Here is a 17869-nt window from a genome sequence, read left to right as displayed (position 1 = left end):
CAGCGGCGTTCATGAAGGAGTCCATACCTACTTCATGAGTAGGGCGCCGCGACGACAACGCAATGGCGGCCAGAGCGCACAGCCCTCAACGGCTCGCTCCCCTTCGCTGCCCCCTGACACAGTAGTGTTAAATACGTGAGCGGGACGACCCGCAAGGCCCTTCGCCCATGGGGCTGCCGAGTCCCAAGACACGCTGATGTGGCTCGAGACCCCCACGCCGTCCTCAAGCTGTTCGGCTCGCTCTGGACCACGACCGGATTGCCCGAGGCGTGAATTAGGAGGGGAGGAGCGACGCCGGGGCGAAGAGGGATCTCCCAAATAGACTTGGGGATGGAGATTTCCAGCATGGCTCTGCAGGCTGAAGCGATACGCCCCCCTGCAAGGTACGGTTCGTGGCCGACCCACACGAAGAGCCGATGAACGCTGCTGCGTGACATGTTTCACGCGACAACTACTGTGACACTCACCGCTCTCCCTCATTGATTCCAGCGCGCAATGCCCGGACGCCCTCTACGTCGACGGACGCCTCGTCGTCGCGTGGCAGCAGAGCCTTGCCCAGAATGGGGACGAACTGTTCGTCGCCGTCTCGGAGGACAACGGGCTGAGCTTCCGCGAGCCGGTGAAGGTCGGGGCAGGGAAGCAGCTCTGGTGTCCGAGGCTCGTGGACAACCATGCGGGGCGCGTGCTCGTGGTGTGGGAGGAAGGATTTGCCTTCACCGCGCGCCCGAGCTGGGTGCGCAGCTTCATGCCCGACTCTGGTGAATTGGGGGAGCCGGTGCAGCTCACCGCCCCGGACGAGGCCCAGGCCTGCTCGCGACTCGTCAGTGCTCCCTCGGGGAGGGTGGCGCTCGTGCGCTCTCGCGGCCACTCCTTCGAACGTGACTGGGTGACGGAGGTGTCGCTGTCGGACGACGGCGGACGCACGTTCGGCGCTCCGAGCGTGGTGGACGTCATCGACCCGGGGGCGGGCTGCCCTGCCGCGGGCCTGGCTCCGTACGGGGACCTCTACCTCGCCTGGACGCGCGATCCCTCCGAACTGAGGGTGAGCCACGGGAAGCCCGTGCGTCCCTGCGAATAGGGCTCGAATCGCTCACCGGTCACACCGCGGAGATGACCCCGGGCGTGATGCGGAAGTCCCTCCGGGTGAAGCGGGCCGCCAGGTCTTCGGGGCGGGCGGAGTAGTCCGTGCGCACCTCGCTGCTGGGGATGAGGTGATACGCCGCGCGCACCGCCTCCGGCCCCACCTCCACCACCGTGAAGCCGTGCGAGTCCGTGTCCACGAAGGCGATGCCCGGGTTGCCCTCGCGCAGCGTGGCCTCCTGCTCGGTGACGACGTAGCGGTAGACCGCCGAGCCGGGGGGGAAGCCCGCCGCCGTCACCGCGCCGGCCGCCTCCTCCTGGATGGATGACGAGGAGACGGCCGGCGCCGTCACCGCCGCGACCCCCAGCTCCACCGACGCGAACGACGCGTGGATGTCCCCCGCGACGAACACCACGCGCTCGTTCGCCGCGGTCCGCAGCCCTTCCAGCAACTGGCGCTTGCGGTCCGGGAAGCCATCCCACTGGTCCACGTCGAAGGCGTACCGGTTGCGCACCTGCGCGGGCACGTCCGCCTTGTTGGACAGGTCCCAGATCATCGCCGTGGGCGACACCGAGCTGACCACCACCTTCCAGGTTCCGGGCTCTCGCGCCGCCGCCAGGAGCCACTGCTCCTGCGCCTGCCCCAGCGCGTCCTCCGAGGCCCCGCCCGTCACCCCGAAGCGCCACGCCGCGTAGATGTCGAAGGTGTCCTTGATGACGACGTAGCGGGCGCCCAGGCGGGAGAACAGGTCCGTCTTGCCCAGGTGCACGAAGGCGATCCCTCGCGGCTTGCCCGTGGGATCCAGGGGCGGCGCCCCGGCCTGCGTCAGCACCGCGTTCGCATAGGCGAGCGCGACATTGCCTCGCACCGTTGCCTCCGCGCGAGCGATCGCGTCCGCCAGCGACAGCCCCGCGCCCACCGCGAGCTGCACATACGCGGCCCGCAGGATCACCTTCTGCGGCGCGTTCTGCGCCGCGTCGATGTCCACATACGCGAACGTGTCCGCGGCGAACGCCGCCGTCAGTCCGAGTGACAGCAACACCGCCGCGTCCATCACCACCGCCCCCGGCCAGGCGTCCTCGGGGATGAGGTGGTCCGGACGGTAGCTGCGGTAGTCCGTCACGAGCAGCCGCAGGTGGCGCCCGAAGGACAGGTCCCTCCAGATGCGCGCATCCGGGTAGCGCGGAATCGAGTCCACCCCGACGGGGCCCGCGGGCGCGGCCGTCACGTCCAGGGGCTGGTACTCGAAGAAGGCCTGCTCCGCGTTGCGCCTGCGCTCCGGTTCGAACTCATCCATGCGACCGTCCGTGTAGTTGGCGTGCGCGTCCCAGCAGTCATCGGAGAACTCGTGGTCGTCCCAGACGACGATGAAGGGGTAGCGCTCGTGGACCTGCTGGAGGAGCGGGTCGGAGCGGATGGCGCGGTAGATATCGCGGTAGTTGGACACCGACTGCGCGGCGAGCCTCGGTCCTCCCGCCGCCGTGGGCAGCGGCAGCGCGGAGCCCGGATCCCCGAAGGAGATGGAGCGCGGGTCCGCCCCGGCATCCGTGAGCACCGTCTCGTAGATGTAGTCGCCGAGGAACACCACGCAATCCAGGTCCTCGTCCAGCTGCAGCAGCCGCTGCCACGCGTTGTAGTAGCGCCCGAGGAAGTCCTGGCAGTTCGCCACCACGAAGCGCGCGGGCACGTCCGCGTCGTCCGAGGGCGCGGTGCGCGTGCGTCCCACGGGCGACGAGAAGCGCTCGTGCTTCTGACCGTCCACCACGAACCGGTAGAAGTAGACGGTGCGCGGCGCGAGGTTCGTCACCTGCACGCGCAGGGTGTGGTCATCCTCGGCCAGCGCACGCAGGCCCTTGCGCTCCAGGACGAGCGTGCGGAAGTCCGCGCTCCTCGCCACCTGCAGCGTGAGTTCGACGTCCGCGTCCGCATTCGCGGGGTCCACCGCGCGCGTCCACAGCACCACGCGGTCCGGGCGCGGGTCCCCCGAGGCCACGGACTGCGGGAAGCGCTGCCGGTCCTCGGTCGGGGGCCCGTCGTCGTCATCGTGGCAGCCAGAGGCCGTGCTCGCCGCGACGGCGACGATGCACTTGAGGACGGTCCTACGGTGCAGGGGCTGGGACACGGGTGCTCCTCCGCGTGCGGGCATGCTGGCCCGGGGAGGGCGGGGCTAACGCAACCCGGTAGGCGCGGCATCGGACGGCGGGGCAGATGTCTCCTGCGAACAGCGCGCCATGGGGCCTTCGAGGGATGGAGGACATCAGAACTTCTGGCACGCTCGTCCGTTGAGTGAACCCATGACCTTCCACGTCCCGCGTTCCCTGCGCGCTCTCCTGACCCTGGGGCTCGCCGGCCTCCTCGCGCTGCTGTCGCCCCACGTCTTCGCGGCCCGGGCCACCACGCGCTCCCTGGGCGGCGCGAACCGGTACCTGACCCATGTCACCACCGACAAGCCGCTCTACCGCCCCGGGGAGCAGGTGCTGGCGCGGGGCCTGGTGCTGGAGGCCCTGAGCCGCAAGCCGTTCGCGGGGGCGCTCCAGGCCCGGCTGGAGGTGCGGGGACCCAAGGGGGACATCGTCACCACCCAGGCGGTGTCCACGGCGGACGCTGTCTGGGGATACGCCTGGCCCATCCCCGCGGGGCAGCCCGGCGGCGAGTACACCCTGCGCGTCACCTACCCGTGGACGGGCGCGGCCCCCGCGGAGCGGAAGTTCGACGTGCGCGCCTACCGGGCCCCCCGGCTCAAGTCGCAGATTCAATTCCTCCGGGATGGCTACGGGCCGGGTGACACCGTCACCGCCACCCTGGACGTGAAGCGCGCGGAGGGCGGCGTGCCCGAGGGCGCGAAGGTGACGGCCACCGCGCTCGTCGACGGCGCCACCGTCGCGCAGGTGCCGTGCACGGTGGACGGGAAGGGGCGCTGCACCGTGCGCTTCCCGCTGCCGGCGGCGATGGAGCGCGGCGAGGGCACGCTGGCCTTCACCATCGAGGACGGGGGCGTCGTGGAGTCGGCGGCGAAGACGATCCCCATCCTCCTCCAGACGCTGGACCTCACCCTGTACCCGGAGGGCGGCGACCTCGTCGCGGGGCTCGCCTCGCGCGTCTACTTCGAGGCGCGCACGCCCGCGCGCAAGCCCGCGGACCTGGTGGGCCGCGTGGTGGAGGTGGGCACCGGCCGGGTCGTCGCCACCGTGCGCTCGGAGCACGAAGGCCGTGGCCGCTTCGAGCTGACCCCGCAGGCGGGGGTGCGGTACGCGCTGCGCATCGACGCGCCCTCGGGCATCAAGAAGAGCTTCCCGTTGCCGGAGGTGAAGCCGAGGGGCGCCGTCCTCCGCGTGCGCGAGGACGTGGTGCCCGCCGGCCGGATGGTGCAGCTCGCCGTGGGCCTGTCAGGCGTGGGCCGCGCGACGGTGACGCTGAGCCAGCGCGAGGTGCGCGTCGCCTCGGCGGTGCTCGGGGACACGCAGGGCGGGCCGGTGACACTGGATCCGGGCGAGGCGGACGGCGTGCTCGTCGCCACGGTGTGGGACCACGACGGGCGGCCCGTCGCGGAGCGGCTGGTGTTCCGCCAGCCCTCGAAGGCGGTGACGGTCGAGCTGAAGGCGGACCGCACGCGCTACGTGCCCGGTGGCCCGGTGCAGCTCACGGCCCGGACGACGCGCGACGGCCGGCCGGTCTCCGCGCTGGTGATGCTCACCGTCACGGATGACGCGGTGCTGGAGCTCCAGGAGAAGCGCGACCAGGCGCCGCAGCTCCCGGTCATGGTGCTGCTGGAGCCCGAGGTGAAGGAGCTGGCTGATTCGCAGCTCTACCTCGACGCGAAGCATCCGAAGTCGAAGCTGGCGGTGGACCTGCTGCTGGGGACGCAGGGCTGGCGGCGCTTCGCGCTGACCGACACGCAGGGCTTCCTCGCCCGGCACGGCGACGCGGCGATGCGCGTGCTCGCGGTGCGCTGGCCGCAGGAGCCCGTCCTCAAGCCCCGGCCGACCACCCGCAAGAGCGGGCGGGGCGATGCCTTCGATGACCGGAAGCTCGCGTCCGGGATGGCGCAGCCGATGAGGGAGCAGGAAGCCATGCTCGCGGAGGCGGAGGACGCCGACGAGGGGGCAGGCCTGCTCATGGGCGGTGTGGTCCCCGGAGTGGCCCTCGCCGCGGCGGCGGCTCCCGTGCCACCGGCCGAGGCTCCCATGGCCCCGGGCCCCGTGCTCCGGGCGGAGGCGAAGGAGGAGGAGGCGCCGATGGACGAGGCGCCCCGGGGCGCGAAGCGGGACATGAACATGCTGGAGAGGAGGCGCATCAGGGCGCCGCAGGTCTACTTCCGCGAGTTCGCGCACACGGTGCGGCCGAACCGCAAGCCAGGGGACCGGGTCGACTTCGCGGAGACGCTCTACTGGAACGCCGGGGTGCGCACGGATGCTCGCACCGGCGAGGCGCGGGTGTCCTTCGCGATGAGCGACTCGGTGACGACGTTCAAGGCGTTCGCGGGCGCGGTGGGCGCGGACGGCGCGCTCGGCTCGGCGGTGGCGGAGCTGGAGTCGGTGCAGCCGTTCTACGCGGAGCCCAAGCTGCCCCTCGAGGTGACGTCGGGAGACGTGGTGCGGCTGCCGGTGGCGCTGGTGAACGGGACGGAGGGAAGGCTCGCCGGGGCAGGGGTGAAGGTGGAGCTGAAGGGGGACGTGAAGGTCACCGGCAGCGGAAAGCTGGACCTGGCCTCGCAGGCGCGGGCCCGTCAGCTCTTCTCGCTGGAGATCGGCCAGGAGGCGCGGCCGGTGGACGTGAAGCTCACGGCAAGCGCGGGCGAGTACACGGACGTCGTCACCCGCACGCTGTCCATCAAGCCCCGGGGCTTCCCGGGCCGCGTGTCCTTCGGCGGGCTGCTGTCCGCGAAGGGGCCGGCGGAGCACCGCGTGGTGCTCCCCGCGAGCGTGGTGCCCGGCAGCGTGCGGACGTCCATCGCCGTGTACCCGGGCCCGCTCGCCAACATGACGGAGTCACTGGCCCGCCTCATCCAGGAGCCCTCCGGCTGCTTCGAGCAGACCAGCTCCACGACGTACCCGATGACGATGGCGCAGCAGTACTTCCAGACGCACACCGGCGTGAGCCCCGAGCTGGTGGCGAGCGCGCGAGAGAAGCTGGAGCGGGGCTACCAGCGGCTGGTGGGCTACGAGACGTCCGAGAAGGGCTACGAGTGGTTCGGGCAGGCCCCGGGCCATGAGGCGCTGACCGCGTTCGGCCTGCTGCACTTCACGGACATGCGCCAGGTGCGTGAGGTGGACACCGCGATGCTGGAGCGCACGCGCGAGTGGCTCCTCCAGCAGCGGGACGGGCAGGGGGGCTTCAATCGCAAGCGCCGCGCGCTGCATGTGTGGGTGGAGGACGCGGACACGTCGAATGCATACATCCTCTGGACGCTGCTGGAGAGCGCGAGCAATCCCGTCTCCCAGGCGAAGGCGCTGTCGCGCGAGGTCGCTTCGCTGAAGGCCGCGGCGGCGAAGAGCACCAACAGCTACGTGGTGGCGTTGGCGGCCAATGCGCTGGCGCTCGCCGGTGACACCGCCGAGGCGCGGGCGCTGATGGGCCGGCTCGCGTCACTGCAGGGGAAGGACGGGGTCGTGGGCGGCGCGACGCAGTCCATCGTGGGCAGCTCGGGGGAGACGCTGAACATCGAGACCACCGCGCTGGCGACGCTGGCGTGGATGCGCGAGCCCTCCTTCATGGGGAACGTGGAGCGCGCGATGAAGTTCCTCGCGGAGTCCAGCGACGGAGGCCGCTACGGGGCGACGCAGAGCACGGTGCTCGCGCTGCGCGCCATCATCGCCTACGACAAGGCGCGCGCGTCGAAGCTCACCCCGGGCCTGGTGCGCGTGTACGTGGAGGGCCGTCCGGTGGGCGAGCCCGTGCGCTTCGACGGCTCCACCCAGGAGGCCCTCAAGCTGCCCGACGTGAGCGCGCTGCTGGCTGCGGGCGAGCGCCGCGTGGAGCTGAGGATGGAGGGCGGGGCGGAGCTGCCGTACTCGGTGGAGGTCACCTACAGCGCGCTCGTGCCGGACAGCTCGAAGGACACGTCGGTGGCGCTGGAGGTGTCTCTGGCGAAGAAGGATCTCACCGAGGGCGAGCCCACCGAGGCGCGCGTGGTGATGGTGAACCGCACGGGCCAGCGGCTGCCCACGGCGGTGGCCATCTTCGGCGTGCCGGGCGGGCTGGAGGTGCGGCATGACCAGCTCAAGGAGCTGGTGAAGCGGCAGGTGGTGGACGCGTACGAGGTGCTCGGGCGCGACGTCGTCCTGTACTGGCGCGGCATGGAGCCCCACAAGCGCATCAACGTGCCGCTGTCCCTGGTGGCCGCGGTGCCCGGCACGTACACCGGTCCGGCCAGCCGCGCGTACCTGTACTACGCGGACGAGCACAAGACGTGGAGCGAGGGCGTGAAGGTCTCCATCGCCCCGAAGCCGTAGCACCTCAGCCCGGCCCCAACCCACACGTCGCGAGGGTGTGGGGTGGCGTAAGGTGGCAGGCACCATGTCCTCCCTTCGATTGACTGCCCTGTCCTGCCTCGTCGTGCTCGGCCTTGTCGCTGCTTGCGGCGACAACTCCCCCCCCGACCCCGGCAACACACCCGACGCGTCCGTGCCCGACGCGTCCGTGCCGCCGACGTGCGACAGCGCCGGCTCCACGCTGTGCGGCGAAGCCTGTGTGAGCACCGCGACGGACCCGGCCCACTGCGGGGGTTGCAACCTGGCCTGCGCAACGGGCCAGGTCTGTGAGGGCGGTGCTTGCCTCTCGGTCTGTCAGATTGGCGGCCAGCAGGTCACCGCCGGGGCGGCGAACGCGGCGAACGTGTGCGAGCAGTGCCTGCCGCTGCTGTCCGCGACCACGTGGACGCAACGCGCGGACGGGACGTCGTGCAGCCCGGGACAGGTCTGCGTGTCCGGCGCGTGCAGCCCGAAGTGCTTCATCGACGGCAAGGTCTACGCCGCAGGGGAGCCGAACCCGGCGAACGCCTGCGAGGTGTGCGCGCCCGCGACGTCGACGTCGACGTGGTCCGCGCGCGCGAGCGTTCCGCTGCTGGTCGGCGGCACCGACATCGCGGCGCAGGGCTGGACGGCGGTCACGCAGGCGCCCAACACGCTCACGTACGGCGCGGACCATGTCCGCCTCGCGACGTCGACGAACGCCGGTGGGCGGACGAGCGGGCAGCTGCTCATCACGCGGGCGAACGCGTTCGACGGAACGAAGCCGTTCAAGCTCCAGGTGACGATGCAGGTCGAGTCGGTGAACACCCACAACTCGCTCGACAGCGGCGCGACCCTCATGGGGAGCTTCACGCCGCCGTTCGGCAACGCAACGGATCGCTCGCAGATGATCTACCTCGACAGCGCGGCGATCGGCTGGGCGGACGACACGCAGTCCGCGGCGTTCCCGGTGATCGACGGCGCGTATCATGTCTACGAACTCGCGGTGGATGCCGCGAAGGTGGCGACGGTGAGCATCGACGGCGTCGCGAAGCTCACGCGGAACAACTTCACGGCCACCGGCACCATCGCCATCGGCGACCAGACCAACGACCCGAACGTCGACGGAGTGGTGCGCATCAAGTCGGTCGAGCGGCTCTGCCCCTGAGCCTCCCGGGCCGGGCCCGCACGGCCCGGCTCACCGCTCGCAGCGCAGCGCTACCCCGTGAGGGTTGTCGAGGTAGTCCTGCCAGAACTCCCGGCCGTACCGGGAGATGCCCTCGGGAGAGCAATCGGGGCGGATCCACGTGAGGTTCTGGAACCCCGCCTCGCGCAGCGCCTGCTCGTGCGTGGCCCGGCTCCAGTACGAGAAGTGGATGGTGAAGGGGCTCTTCGTGTGCAGCTCCGCGGAGATCTCCTGTCCCTCCCGGGGTGACTCCGGGAAATCCAGCATCGTGATGCCATAGCGGGTGCTGTTGGGCCCCTTCGCGCTGAACCCGGGGTTGAACGCATAGGTGACGAAGCGGCCCCCGGGCTTCACGTGGGCATGGATGTTCCGGCACATCCGCAGCAGGTGTTCGGGCGAGTGCGCGTAGTGCAGGAGATAGACGGCCGTCACGCAATCAAAGGCACCCAGCGGGGCCATGTCGGCCACGTCCGACACGCGGTACTCGATGCCCAGCGGTTCGGCCTCGTCCTGTCGCCGGGCGACGCCAATCATCTCCTCCGAGATGTCCACGCCGACCACCCGGTGGGCGCCTCGCGCCTTGAGCTGCCGCGTGTACAGCCCGTCGCCACACGCGAGGTCCAGCACGGTCTGCCCCTCCACGGAGCCGAGCGCTTTGAAGAAGGTATGGCCCTCGATGTACTCCGAGCGCACGGGCAGGACGTCCCAGCCTGCGACCTTCTCTCCAATCTGATCATACTGTGCCGACATCTCTCACGACCTTTCCAGTCAAGGGGCTCGGGGAGCGTGTCATCGCACTTGCAGGGGACTTCTGCCTCCCGGAAACAGGCGCACCAGCAGCGCGGCCAGCGCGGAGGCGGTCGCCAGCAGCGTCACCGCCGCCCATCCCCACCGGGCCAGCACGAGGCTGCCACCCGCCGACCCGACGGCCATCCCGATGAACATGCAGACGAACAGCACCGCGTTGAGCCGGCTGCGTGCGGCGGGGTCGATGCCGAAGACCATCGTCTGATGCGCCACGAGCATCATCTGGGCCCCGAGATCGAAGCCGATCGCGCTGGCGCCAATCAGCCACAGCCGGGCGTTCGGCTCCAGCCACGGCACCGCGAGCATCGCGGCGAAGGAGAGGGCGGCCAGTCCGGCGCCCAGGCGGGTGACCACCTCAGGGCCGAAGCGATCCGAGAGGCGGCCCGCCACCGGCGCACCCAACGCCCCCGCCGCGCCCGCCAGGCCGAACGCACCGGCCGCAGCGCTGCCCAGGTGAAACGGCGCGCCATGAAGCATCACGGCGAGGGTGGACCAGAACGCGCTGAAGCCCACCGACACCAGCCCCTGTGCCAGCGCCGCCCGGCGCAGGGCGCCGTACCTGCGCCACAGGCTGGCGAGTGAGCCGAGCAGGGCGCCGTACGAGAGCGTGCTGCTCGGATGGAAGCGGGGCAGGCCGCGCCAGGCCGCCACGCCCACCAGGGCCACGCTGGCGGCGGCGAGCCCGTACATGGCGCGCCAACCGAAGTGCTCGGCGACCACGCCGCTGATGACGCGGGAGAGCAGGATGCCCAGCAGCAGGCCCGTCATCACCGTGCCCACCACCTTGCCGCGCTCGTGCTCGGGGGCCAGGGTCGCTGCGGCCGGCACGATGTCCTGCGCCAGGGTCGCCGTCAGGCCCACGGCGAAGCTCACCCCCAGCAGCAGGCCGATGTCCGGGGCAAGGCCGCCCAGCAGCAGCGCCACGCTCAGCAGCGCGGCCTTGAGGAGGATGATGCGGCGCCGGTCGAAGCGGTCGCCCAGCGGCGTCAGCAGCAGGATGCCCAGCGCGTAGCCCAGCTGGGTGAGCGTGGGCACGAGCCCCACCGCGGTGTCGGAGGCGCCGAGGCTGGCCCCCATCACCCCCAGCATCGGCTGGCTGTAATAGATCGACGCCACCGACAGTCCGGCGCCCGAGGCCAGCAGCAGGCGCAGACCGCTCGACATGGGCTCGCTGCCGCTGTCGTGACTGGCGGCCGTGGGCAGGGGGCTGCTTCCGGCGGTTGCATGTACGGTACGAATGAAGGACATGGGGTTCACCCTGGCGCTGCGAGTCGAAGTGACAGTGCGCCAGAGGGAGGGGGTTCGGTAGTAGCGTGCTCCGCACAGCGGATATACGCCTCGCGTATGAGCCCGCCTGGAGGACGCCCTCATGCCCAAGATCTCGAAGCCGGCCCGGCCGCGTGTCTCCCCGAAGCGGATGCCCCCGCCTGCCGCGCCAGCCACCGCCGACCGGCTGGAGCTGATGCAGACCTTCCTGCGCATCGTGGACGCGGGGAGCCTGTCCTCCGCCGCCGCGCAGCTGGGCACCACGCAGCCGACGGTGAGCCGCCGGCTCCAGGCGCTGGAGCGTTCGCTGGGGCTGCGGCTGCTGCAGCGCTCCACCCACGCGATGAAGCTCACCGAAGACGGTGCGCGCTGCTACGAGCGGGCGAAGGAGTTGCTGGCCAGTTGGGACTTGCTCGAGTCCGACCTGCGTGGCGCGAGCGACGAACCGGAGGGCACGCTGCGCGTCGTGGTGCCCCATGCGTTCGGGCAGGAGCTGCTGGTGGAGCCGCTGACGGAATACCTGCGCCGCCACGCGCGGGTCTCGGTTGAATGGCTGTTGCACGACCGGGCGGTGGACTTCATCGCGGATGGGATGGATTGCGCCATCCACGTTGGCGAGGTGCATGACCCCAGCGTGGTGGCGATCCGCGTGGCGGAGGTGCCGCGCATCGTCGTGGCCGCGCCGTCGGTGCTCGCGGGAGTCCCGGTGCCGACCCATCCCGACGAGCTGGCACGGCTGCCCTGGCTGTCATTGCGCACGTTCTACCGCAACGAACTCTCGCTGACCCACGTGGCGACCGGTGAGGTCCAGCCCATCGTCTTCCAGCCGCGCGTGAGCACGGACAGCCTCTACGCCCTGCGCAGCGCCGCGGTGAAGGGCTTGGGCGTCTGCGTGGGCTCGTCCTGGGTGTTGCAGGAGGACCTCGCGCGGGGCCGGCTCCTGCACCTGGTGCCGCACTGGCGGGCCGCGCCCCTGCCCATGTACCTGCTCTATCCGCAGGCGCGGTTCCATCCGGCGAGGCTGCGCAGGTTCGTGGAGTTGATGCGGGAGACCATCCCGGCAGCCCTGGCGGTGGCGACGCGCCGCGGATGAAGGGGACGGGGGCCCACGGGAGGCCCCCGCCCGGGGACTCACTTCACGATGCGGTAGACGTGGTGCGAGTGCTCCGCGGCGAACGCATCCGTGAACCTGCTGCCGGAGTAGGGCAGGGTGCGGCCCTCGCCAACCACCTCGATGGTGCCGCTCGCGGGCAGCTCCAGGGGGAGGGTGAAGGTGTAGGTCCCGCTGGTGTACTGCCGCTTCTGCATCGCGAAGACATACGCCGCGCCGTCGCGGAACTTGAGCATGGTGCTCAGGTTCGGGTTGAACTGCCACGCGTAGGACTGCGTGTTCAGCACCCGGGCCAGCGACTGCACCTTCGCGTTGATGGCCTTCACCCGGTCGCGGGTGGCCTGGTAGGCGGGCCGGGTGTCATTGAGCACGTCCGAGCTGGACGGGTTCGCCGTCGTGTCGGAGAAGGCGTGGGAGAAGTACGCCACCACGCGCGCCTCATGGATGAGCGTGGACCAGACGGCGCCCTCCACCTGGTTGGCATTGATGACGCTGCCGGTGGCCTGCCCGCCCAGCTCCACGACGACGCCGAGCGCGGAGCGGGGGTTGCCGTTGTTGCCCGCGCCGGAGGCGGTCCGCAGGTTCTTCATCAGGACCTCGCCGTAGTTGGAGGCCCGCCGCACCTCGCTCGCGGGGATGCCGAACCAGTTGACGGCCTCCGCGCCGATGTTGCCGTCCGTGTAGAAGTAGATGTCGCCGGTGACCATGCCCAGCCGCCAGTTCGCCCGGCTGTCCGGTCCGGCCGCGCCGTTGAGGGCGATCTCCCGGTCGCGGTCCCCCCACCACATCAGGGCGCCCTTGCCGACGTTCGCGTAGATGAAGGCGGACGGGTTGTTCAGCCGCTGGTACTCGGTGTTGTAGACCGTGAAGCCGCAGCGGCGCGGATCATCCGGGAGGCAGACGTCATAGCCGGCGTAGTTGCCGGTCCACGGATCCCAACCCGGCCCCGCCCACATGTCCGCCTCGTCGGGGAAGGTGGCGCCCACCGCCTCGCCGCCCGCGCCGGAGCCCGCGAGGTTCCAGATGCCGTGCTTGCGCATCCAGCCCGCCGATGAGGCATTGCCGGCATACGTCTCCAGGAACGAATTGATGCCATGCGCCTTGTCGGTGATGATCCGCGACTCCGTGTCCGTGTACGCGCCCCAGTAGGCGATGGGGAAGAAGTCCTCCGTCAGCCAGGGCGTGCCCGCCATGGCCGGGTAGGCGGCGTAGAACGGAGGGCCTCCCTCCCAGGGCACGCGGGGCAGGCTCAGCCCGCCGCCCACCGGAGGCGGCTGCGTGGTGGCCGAGGCTGCGTTGGAGGCAGCGCCCACGTTGCCCGCCGCGTCGTGCGCCTTCACCGTGTACGTGTAGAGCGTGGAGGGCGCGAGCCCGGTGTCCAGGTAGCTCCGCGTGCCGGCGGAGACCGACGCGACCTGCGTGCTCCCGCGAAAGACGCGGTAGCCCGTCACGCCCGTGTTGTCGGTGGCCGCGCCCCAGGAGAGCTGGATGGCTCCGGGCGAGGGCGCCGTGGCGGTGAGGGTGCCCGGCGCGGTGGGCGCGCTCGTGTCCGGGCTGTAGGTGAAGAGCACGTCCACGAAGTAGTTGCTGTGGTTGTAGCTCTGCGTGGGGAAGCCGCCGCCGCCATAGACATACACCCCGTTCTCGCCATCCACGCCCGACGCCAGCGCCGTCAGGGGACCGTTCGCCGTGCCCTGTCCGTTGAAGAAGCCGCTGGTGGAGGCATAGCGTCCCGCTGGCGCCAGGTACGACGCGACGTAGGTGGTGTTGGCCGTGATGCTCACGGGCGTGGTGAAGCGCGCCGTCTGCCAGCCGGTGGCAGTCTCGTTGGTGAACGTGACCGTCGCGAGCCGCTGCCCGGTGCGGCTCCAGAGGCTCCCCACATGGGGCCCCGCGTTGGAGGCGCTGCCCTTGTAGAAGCGGATGCCGGAGACGACGCCCGGGACGTTGGCGCGGAACTTCACGCCCAGCTCCACGGAGGCGACGTCCGGGTCCATGCTCAGCGCGGGAAGGGTGCCCGCGCCGAAGATGCTGACCTCGTTGTCGACACTCCGGGTCAGCTCGCCCAGGTCGGTGGGGGCCGGGGGGCCTTCGTCAACGCAGGCCGGGAGGGAGCCCAGCGCAAGGAGCCAGAGCAGGCCGAGGGGCCTGTATCGGGGGGAAGGCATGTCACTACTCCTGGGGGAACGGATGCAGGGGAAATAGCTGTGCCCAGGATGGCATGTTTTACAGGTAAGACTTGTTTTATTCGCCGCCTGCCTGCCTGGACAGGGGCCGTGCGTTCCCGAGGCCCGGGCAGACCCCGGGCGCATGCCTAGCCTCAATCCATGTCCCGGCTCTTCTACTCGCGGCGAGCAGAGCGGCAGCTCCAGCGGCTTCCGGGCGAGGTCCGCCTCCACCTGGAGACCCATCTGGAGAACTTCGCGCTCGTGATGCGAAGCGCCGTATCGCTGGAGCCGATTTTGTCACGCCTTCAGCGCACCGAGGACGGCTTCGTCATGACGGTGGAGGGGCTGGAGGTCTCGTTCGCGCTCGACACCGCGCTGCGCGTCCTCCTGGTCCACTGCGTCCAGCCTGTCGTCCAGGAGGAGCTGATCACCGAGGCGGAGGGCGGGCAGGGCCCCGTGCCCCTGCCCTAGTCACCAGGAGGACCCCTCTTCAGTCCGCGCTCGGAAGCCGGTACTGGAAGCCCAGCGACACGGTGGCGGTGTTGAGCCAGTTGCTCGTGAAGCCGTCGGTGAACTCCTCCTCGTTGTCATCCGACGTGCCGCGCGCGCCGCCGCCCAGGTAGCGCAGGTTGAGGAACACGTCGACCTCGTCGGTGATCCGCAGGCCGCCGCGCAGGCTCGCGTCCAGCAGCGTTCCCACCGTGGCCGAATCGTCGTCGCCGTTGATGAGCGCCACCGGCGCATAGGCGCCGTCCGCCTCCAACCCCACCCACCAGTTCTCACCGAGCGCCCACTTCGCGCGCACCTTGAGCAGCGGCACCGGCCCCACGTCCCGGTTGGCCCGCCGCAGCGTCCCGTCCGCTGACGTGAAGACGAACGTCGCGTTGCGCAGCTGCAGGGACGCGCCCACCGACAGCTCGCGCTCGGGGCCGGCCAGCAGGTCATAGAGGTAGCTGGCGCGGTAGAACGGGAAGGCGTAGCGCACGTCCAGCGCTGTGCCCTCCGGGAAGGTGAGCCCGTCCAGCGTGACGTCCCGGCGCAGCACCACCTGCGTCTGGATGTCCAGGGGCTGCACCAGGAACACCACCGTGTGCCGCCCGCGCAGGGACAGCTCCGCGCTCAGGCGCACGAAGGTGTAGAGGTTGTCCTGCCCACCGTCCTCCGGGAACCGGAAGATGGAGCCCTCGCTGCCCTGGCGCAGGCTGTGCGACAGCACATCCAGGAAGCCCAGCTCCGCCACCGCGCGCAGTTCCACGCGGGGCTCCTCCTTCCGGGGCGACGCCGGGTCCGCGCGAGCAACACCCATGAACCCGAAGAGGCATGCCACGACCGCTGCTGCGAATGGACCCTGGTGCATCATCCGTCTCCCTGGAAGGTCGCCCTCCATCACAGGGAGCAGATGCGATGTGCACGACAAAGAGCGCGCCCGTGCGGCGACTGTTCACTGCATGCGCACGGGCGTGTCAGCCGCGGGAGGTCATGGGAGTTCGCCAACGACAAACGTGTTGCTCGTCACCGGCTCCTGGGCGGACCGCCCCTCGGAGTCGGTCCTCAGGGTGTCCACATCGTTCACGACGCGGTACTCGCCGGCCGGCAGCGTCGCGGGGAGCCGCAGCGTGCCCTGGGCCTCCGCGCCGACCTTCAGCGTGTGCTGGATGGCCGGGCAGACCTCGTTCGCGTCCAGGTGCGGCGTGTACACCCACCCGCCGTCCTCCTGGCGCTCCACCCGGACGAAGCAGAGGTTGTAGCCCACCTCGCGGGTGCCCTGGTTCTCGAGCACGAGCTGGACGGTGTCACCGGGCTGGTACTCCGTGGCGTCCGTGGCGAGGGAGACCTCGACCTCCCCACAGGCGGCGAGGAGCAGGGTGAGGGCCATCAACGGAAGTGTGGGTCGCATCTGCGTTCTCTCCTGGGAATGAGTCCCGGTGCGGATGCAGCCGCCGGGCCAATCTCATCCCATGTCTTCTCGGAGGATTGCGCGCGAGGGCCTCTCCGAAATCCGCAGCCGTGCCGTCAGGCCTCACAGATATCTGAGCCGGCGGGTGCCGCGCGCCGATGAATGACAGGCAACAGCCGGCCGCCCTGGAACTTTGCCATGGGCATGGAGCGCTCCCGCCGCTCGTCCTGGACGCGGTGCGACGCTTGCGCCGCACGGTGCGGACAACGCTGCGCGTCCTGGGCCGCGAGGCACGCCGTGTGGTACGCGGGCCTGACCTGGGAGCACCCCTCGTGCCCCACTTGCGAGCGAGACCTCCATGCCCCACGCCATCCTCGAAGCGCTTGGCCTTTCGGAGCGGAACCCCGGCACGTACCTCGGCAATGGCGAGTGGTCCGGCGCGGGCGCGGGCGCGGGCGCGGGCGCGGACATCGAGGTCCACAACCCCAGCAACGGCGAGCGCCTGTCCCGCGTGTCCTCGGCCAGCGTGGAGGACTACGAGGCGTTGATGCAGAGGGCGGCGCAGTCCTTCGCGGCGTGGCGGGCGACCCCCGCGCCCCGGAGGGGTGAGGCCATCCGCCTGTGCGGCGAGGCGCTGCGCCGCAACAAGGACGCGCTCGGTTCGCTGGTGTCGCTGGAGATGGGGAAGATCAAGGCCGAGGGGGATGGCGAGGTGCAGGAGATGGTGGACATCGCGGACTTCGCCGTCGGCCAGTCGCGCATGCTCTACGGCCTGTCCATGCACTCCGAGCGCCCCGGCCACCGCATGTACGAGCAGTGGCACCCGCTGGGCGTGGTCGGCATCATCAGCGCCTTCAACTTCCCGGTCGCGGTGTGGGCGTGGAACGCGTTCATCGCCGCGGTGTGCGGGAACGTCTGCGTCTGGAAGCCCTCTCCGAAGACGCCGCTGTCGGCCATCGCCGCCACGCGCCTGTGCAACGAGGCGCTGAAGGCCGGGGGCTTTCCGGAGGTGTTCTTCCTGCTCAACGACAGCGGGACGGAGCTGGCGCAGCGACTGGTGGATGACAAGCGCGTCGCGCTGGTGAGCTTCACCGGCTCCACCGCGGTGGGCCGTCAGGTGGGAGTGCGCGTGGCCCAGCGCATGGGCCGAAGCCTCCTGGAGCTGGGGGGCAACAACGCCATCATCGTGGACCGCACCGCCGACCTGAAGCTGGCCATCCCCGCCATCGTGTTTGGCGCGGTGGGCACCGCCGGCCAGCGCTGCACCAGCACGCGCCGGCTCATCGTGCATGAGTCCATCGTGGACGACGTGGTCGCCCGGCTCTCCGCCGCGTACGTGCAGGTGGAGGCGCACATGGGCGATCCGCTCACGCCCGGCGTCCTCATGGGGCCGCTCATCGACGCGGCGGCCGTGCGGCGCTTCGAGGCGATGGTGGAGAAGGCGCAAGCGGCGGGAGGGCGGGTGGTGAGCGGCGGGCGCGCGCGCGGCGGCCCCGGCCACTTCGTGCTGCCCACCCTCATCACCGGAGTCCGCCCCGACGACGAGGTGGTGCGGACGGAGACCTTCGCGCCCATCCTCTACGTGCTGCCCTACCGGACCCTGGAGGAGGCCATCGCCATCCAGAACGGCGTGCCGCAGGGGCTCTCCTCGGCCGTGTTCACCCAGGACCTCAAGGTGTCCGAGCACTTCCTGTCGTCCGCCGGCTCCGACTGCGGCATCGCGAACGTCAACATCGGCACCTCCGGCGCGGAGATTGGCGGTGCCTTCGGCGGCGAGAAGGAGACGGGCGGAGGCCGCGAGTCCGGCTCCGACGCATGGAGGGCGTACATGCGCCGGCAGACCAACACCATCAACTACTCGGACGCGCTGCCGCTGGCCCAGGGCATCCGCTTCGAGCTCTGAG

Annotated in this window: 13 protein-coding genes; 6 read left to right on the top strand and 7 right to left on the bottom strand. The window is 70.6% G+C overall.

Going from position 1 to position 17869, the window contains the following annotated elements:
* Positions 1-463 precede the first annotated feature (463 nt).
* A complete protein-coding gene (locus tag D7X12_RS42355; protein ID WP_147443632.1) occupies positions 464-673 on the bottom strand; it encodes a hypothetical protein in 210 nt (69 codons plus the stop codon).
* A gap of 72 nt (positions 674-745) precedes the next feature.
* Between D7X12_RS42355 and D7X12_RS13090 the strand changes: the two genes are divergently transcribed.
* Positions 746-1078 (top strand): hypothetical protein, encoded by a 333-nt coding sequence (locus D7X12_RS13090; protein WP_147443631.1) that lies wholly within the window; start codon positions 746-748, stop codon positions 1076-1078.
* A gap of 19 nt (positions 1079-1097) precedes the next feature.
* On the opposite strand, the gene D7X12_RS13085 is transcribed toward D7X12_RS13090, so the two are convergent.
* A complete protein-coding gene (locus D7X12_RS13085; RefSeq protein ID WP_244224526.1) occupies positions 1098-3203 on the bottom strand; it encodes an alkaline phosphatase D family protein in 2106 nt (701 codons plus the stop codon).
* Between the two features lie 172 nt (positions 3204-3375).
* On the opposite strand from D7X12_RS13085, the gene D7X12_RS13080 reads away from it, so the two are divergent.
* Positions 3376-7533, top strand: coding sequence for an MG2 domain-containing protein (locus D7X12_RS13080; protein WP_208718992.1), 4158 nt, complete (start codon positions 3376-3378; stop codon positions 7531-7533).
* A gap of 64 nt (positions 7534-7597) precedes the next feature.
* The gene (locus tag D7X12_RS13075) at positions 7598-8698 is read left to right on the top strand and encodes a hypothetical protein (RefSeq protein WP_120625609.1); all 1101 of its coding nucleotides are present in this window, start codon (positions 7598-7600) and stop codon (positions 8696-8698) included.
* 30 nt (positions 8699-8728) lie between these two features.
* On the opposite strand, the gene D7X12_RS13070 is transcribed toward D7X12_RS13075, so the two are convergent.
* Together D7X12_RS13070 and D7X12_RS13065 are read right to left on the bottom strand one after the other, a co-directional pair.
* The gene (locus D7X12_RS13070; protein ID WP_120625608.1) at positions 8729-9466 is read right to left on the bottom strand and encodes a class I SAM-dependent methyltransferase; all 738 of its coding nucleotides are present in this window, start codon (positions 9464-9466) and stop codon (positions 8729-8731) included.
* A 39-nt stretch (positions 9467-9505) separates the two neighbouring features.
* Positions 9506-10771: an MFS transporter gene (locus D7X12_RS13065; protein ID WP_120625607.1), complete on the bottom strand. Its 1266-nt coding sequence runs from the start codon at positions 10769-10771 to the stop codon at positions 9506-9508.
* 121 nt (positions 10772-10892) lie between these two features.
* On the opposite strand from D7X12_RS13065, the gene D7X12_RS13060 reads away from it, so the two are divergent.
* The gene (locus D7X12_RS13060) at positions 10893-11882 is read left to right on the top strand and encodes a LysR family transcriptional regulator (RefSeq protein WP_244224525.1); all 990 of its coding nucleotides are present in this window, start codon (positions 10893-10895) and stop codon (positions 11880-11882) included.
* A 38-nt stretch (positions 11883-11920) separates the two neighbouring features.
* Here the strand turns inward: D7X12_RS13060 and D7X12_RS42890 are convergent, their stop codons facing one another.
* Complete coding sequence (locus D7X12_RS42890) at positions 11921-14068, bottom strand: DUF4082 domain-containing protein (protein ID WP_244224524.1); 2148 nt, start codon at positions 14066-14068, stop codon at positions 11921-11923.
* A 159-nt stretch (positions 14069-14227) separates the two neighbouring features.
* Between D7X12_RS42890 and D7X12_RS13050 the strand changes: the two genes are divergently transcribed.
* Positions 14228-14539, top strand: coding sequence for a hypothetical protein (locus tag D7X12_RS13050; RefSeq protein ID WP_167509000.1), 312 nt, complete (start codon positions 14228-14230; stop codon positions 14537-14539).
* A gap of 19 nt (positions 14540-14558) precedes the next feature.
* Here the strand turns inward: D7X12_RS13050 and D7X12_RS13045 are convergent, their stop codons facing one another.
* A complete protein-coding gene (locus D7X12_RS13045; RefSeq protein WP_244224523.1) occupies positions 14559-15323 on the bottom strand; it encodes an outer membrane protein in 765 nt (254 codons plus the stop codon).
* A 222-nt stretch (positions 15324-15545) separates the two neighbouring features.
* The gene (locus D7X12_RS13040) at positions 15546-15965 is read right to left on the bottom strand and encodes an immunoglobulin-like domain-containing protein (RefSeq protein WP_147443630.1); all 420 of its coding nucleotides are present in this window, start codon (positions 15963-15965) and stop codon (positions 15546-15548) included.
* Positions 15966-16323: 358 nt separating this feature from the next.
* On the opposite strand from D7X12_RS13040, the gene amaB reads away from it, so the two are divergent.
* Positions 16324-17868, top strand: coding sequence for an L-piperidine-6-carboxylate dehydrogenase (amaB, locus tag D7X12_RS13030; RefSeq protein WP_120625603.1), 1545 nt, complete (start codon positions 16324-16326; stop codon positions 17866-17868).
* The last annotated feature ends 1 nt before the right edge of the window (position 17869 follow it).

This window comes from Corallococcus sicarius (genome assembly GCF_003611735.1).
Classification (GTDB): domain Bacteria; phylum Myxococcota; class Myxococcia; order Myxococcales; family Myxococcaceae; genus Corallococcus; species Corallococcus sicarius.
The sequence above is the reverse complement of the archived record's forward strand: the minus strand, read 5'-3'. Positions and strand labels throughout refer to the sequence as shown.

Bases quoted from the DNA above. Each gene is read 5' to 3' on its own strand.
- D7X12_RS13065 (WP_120625607.1), bottom strand. From the start codon at position 10,771: ATGTCCTTCATTCGTACCGTACATGCAACCGCCGGAAGCAGCCCCCTG.
- D7X12_RS13090 (WP_147443631.1), top strand. From the start codon at position 746: ATGCCCGACTCTGGTGAATTGGGGGAGCCGGTGCAGCTCACCGCCCCG.
- amaB (WP_120625603.1), top strand. From the start codon at position 16,324: ATGCCCCACGCCATCCTCGAAGCGCTTGGCCTTTCGGAGCGGAACCCC.
- D7X12_RS13040 (WP_147443630.1), bottom strand. From the start codon at position 15,965: ATGCGACCCACACTTCCGTTGATGGCCCTCACCCTGCTCCTCGCCGCC.
- D7X12_RS13060 (WP_244224525.1), top strand. From the start codon at position 10,893: ATGCCCAAGATCTCGAAGCCGGCCCGGCCGCGTGTCTCCCCGAAGCGG.
- D7X12_RS13075 (WP_120625609.1), top strand. From the start codon at position 7,598: ATGTCCTCCCTTCGATTGACTGCCCTGTCCTGCCTCGTCGTGCTCGGC.
- D7X12_RS42890 (WP_244224524.1), bottom strand. From the start codon at position 14,068: ATGCCTTCCCCCCGATACAGGCCCCTCGGCCTGCTCTGGCTCCTTGCG.
- D7X12_RS13070 (WP_120625608.1), bottom strand. From the start codon at position 9,466: ATGTCGGCACAGTATGATCAGATTGGAGAGAAGGTCGCAGGCTGGGAC.
- D7X12_RS13080 (WP_208718992.1), top strand. From the start codon at position 3,376: ATGACCTTCCACGTCCCGCGTTCCCTGCGCGCTCTCCTGACCCTGGGG.
- D7X12_RS13050 (WP_167509000.1), top strand. From the start codon at position 14,228: ATGTCCCGGCTCTTCTACTCGCGGCGAGCAGAGCGGCAGCTCCAGCGG.
- D7X12_RS42355 (WP_147443632.1), bottom strand. From the start codon at position 673: ATGGTTGTCCACGAGCCTCGGACACCAGAGCTGCTTCCCTGCCCCGAC.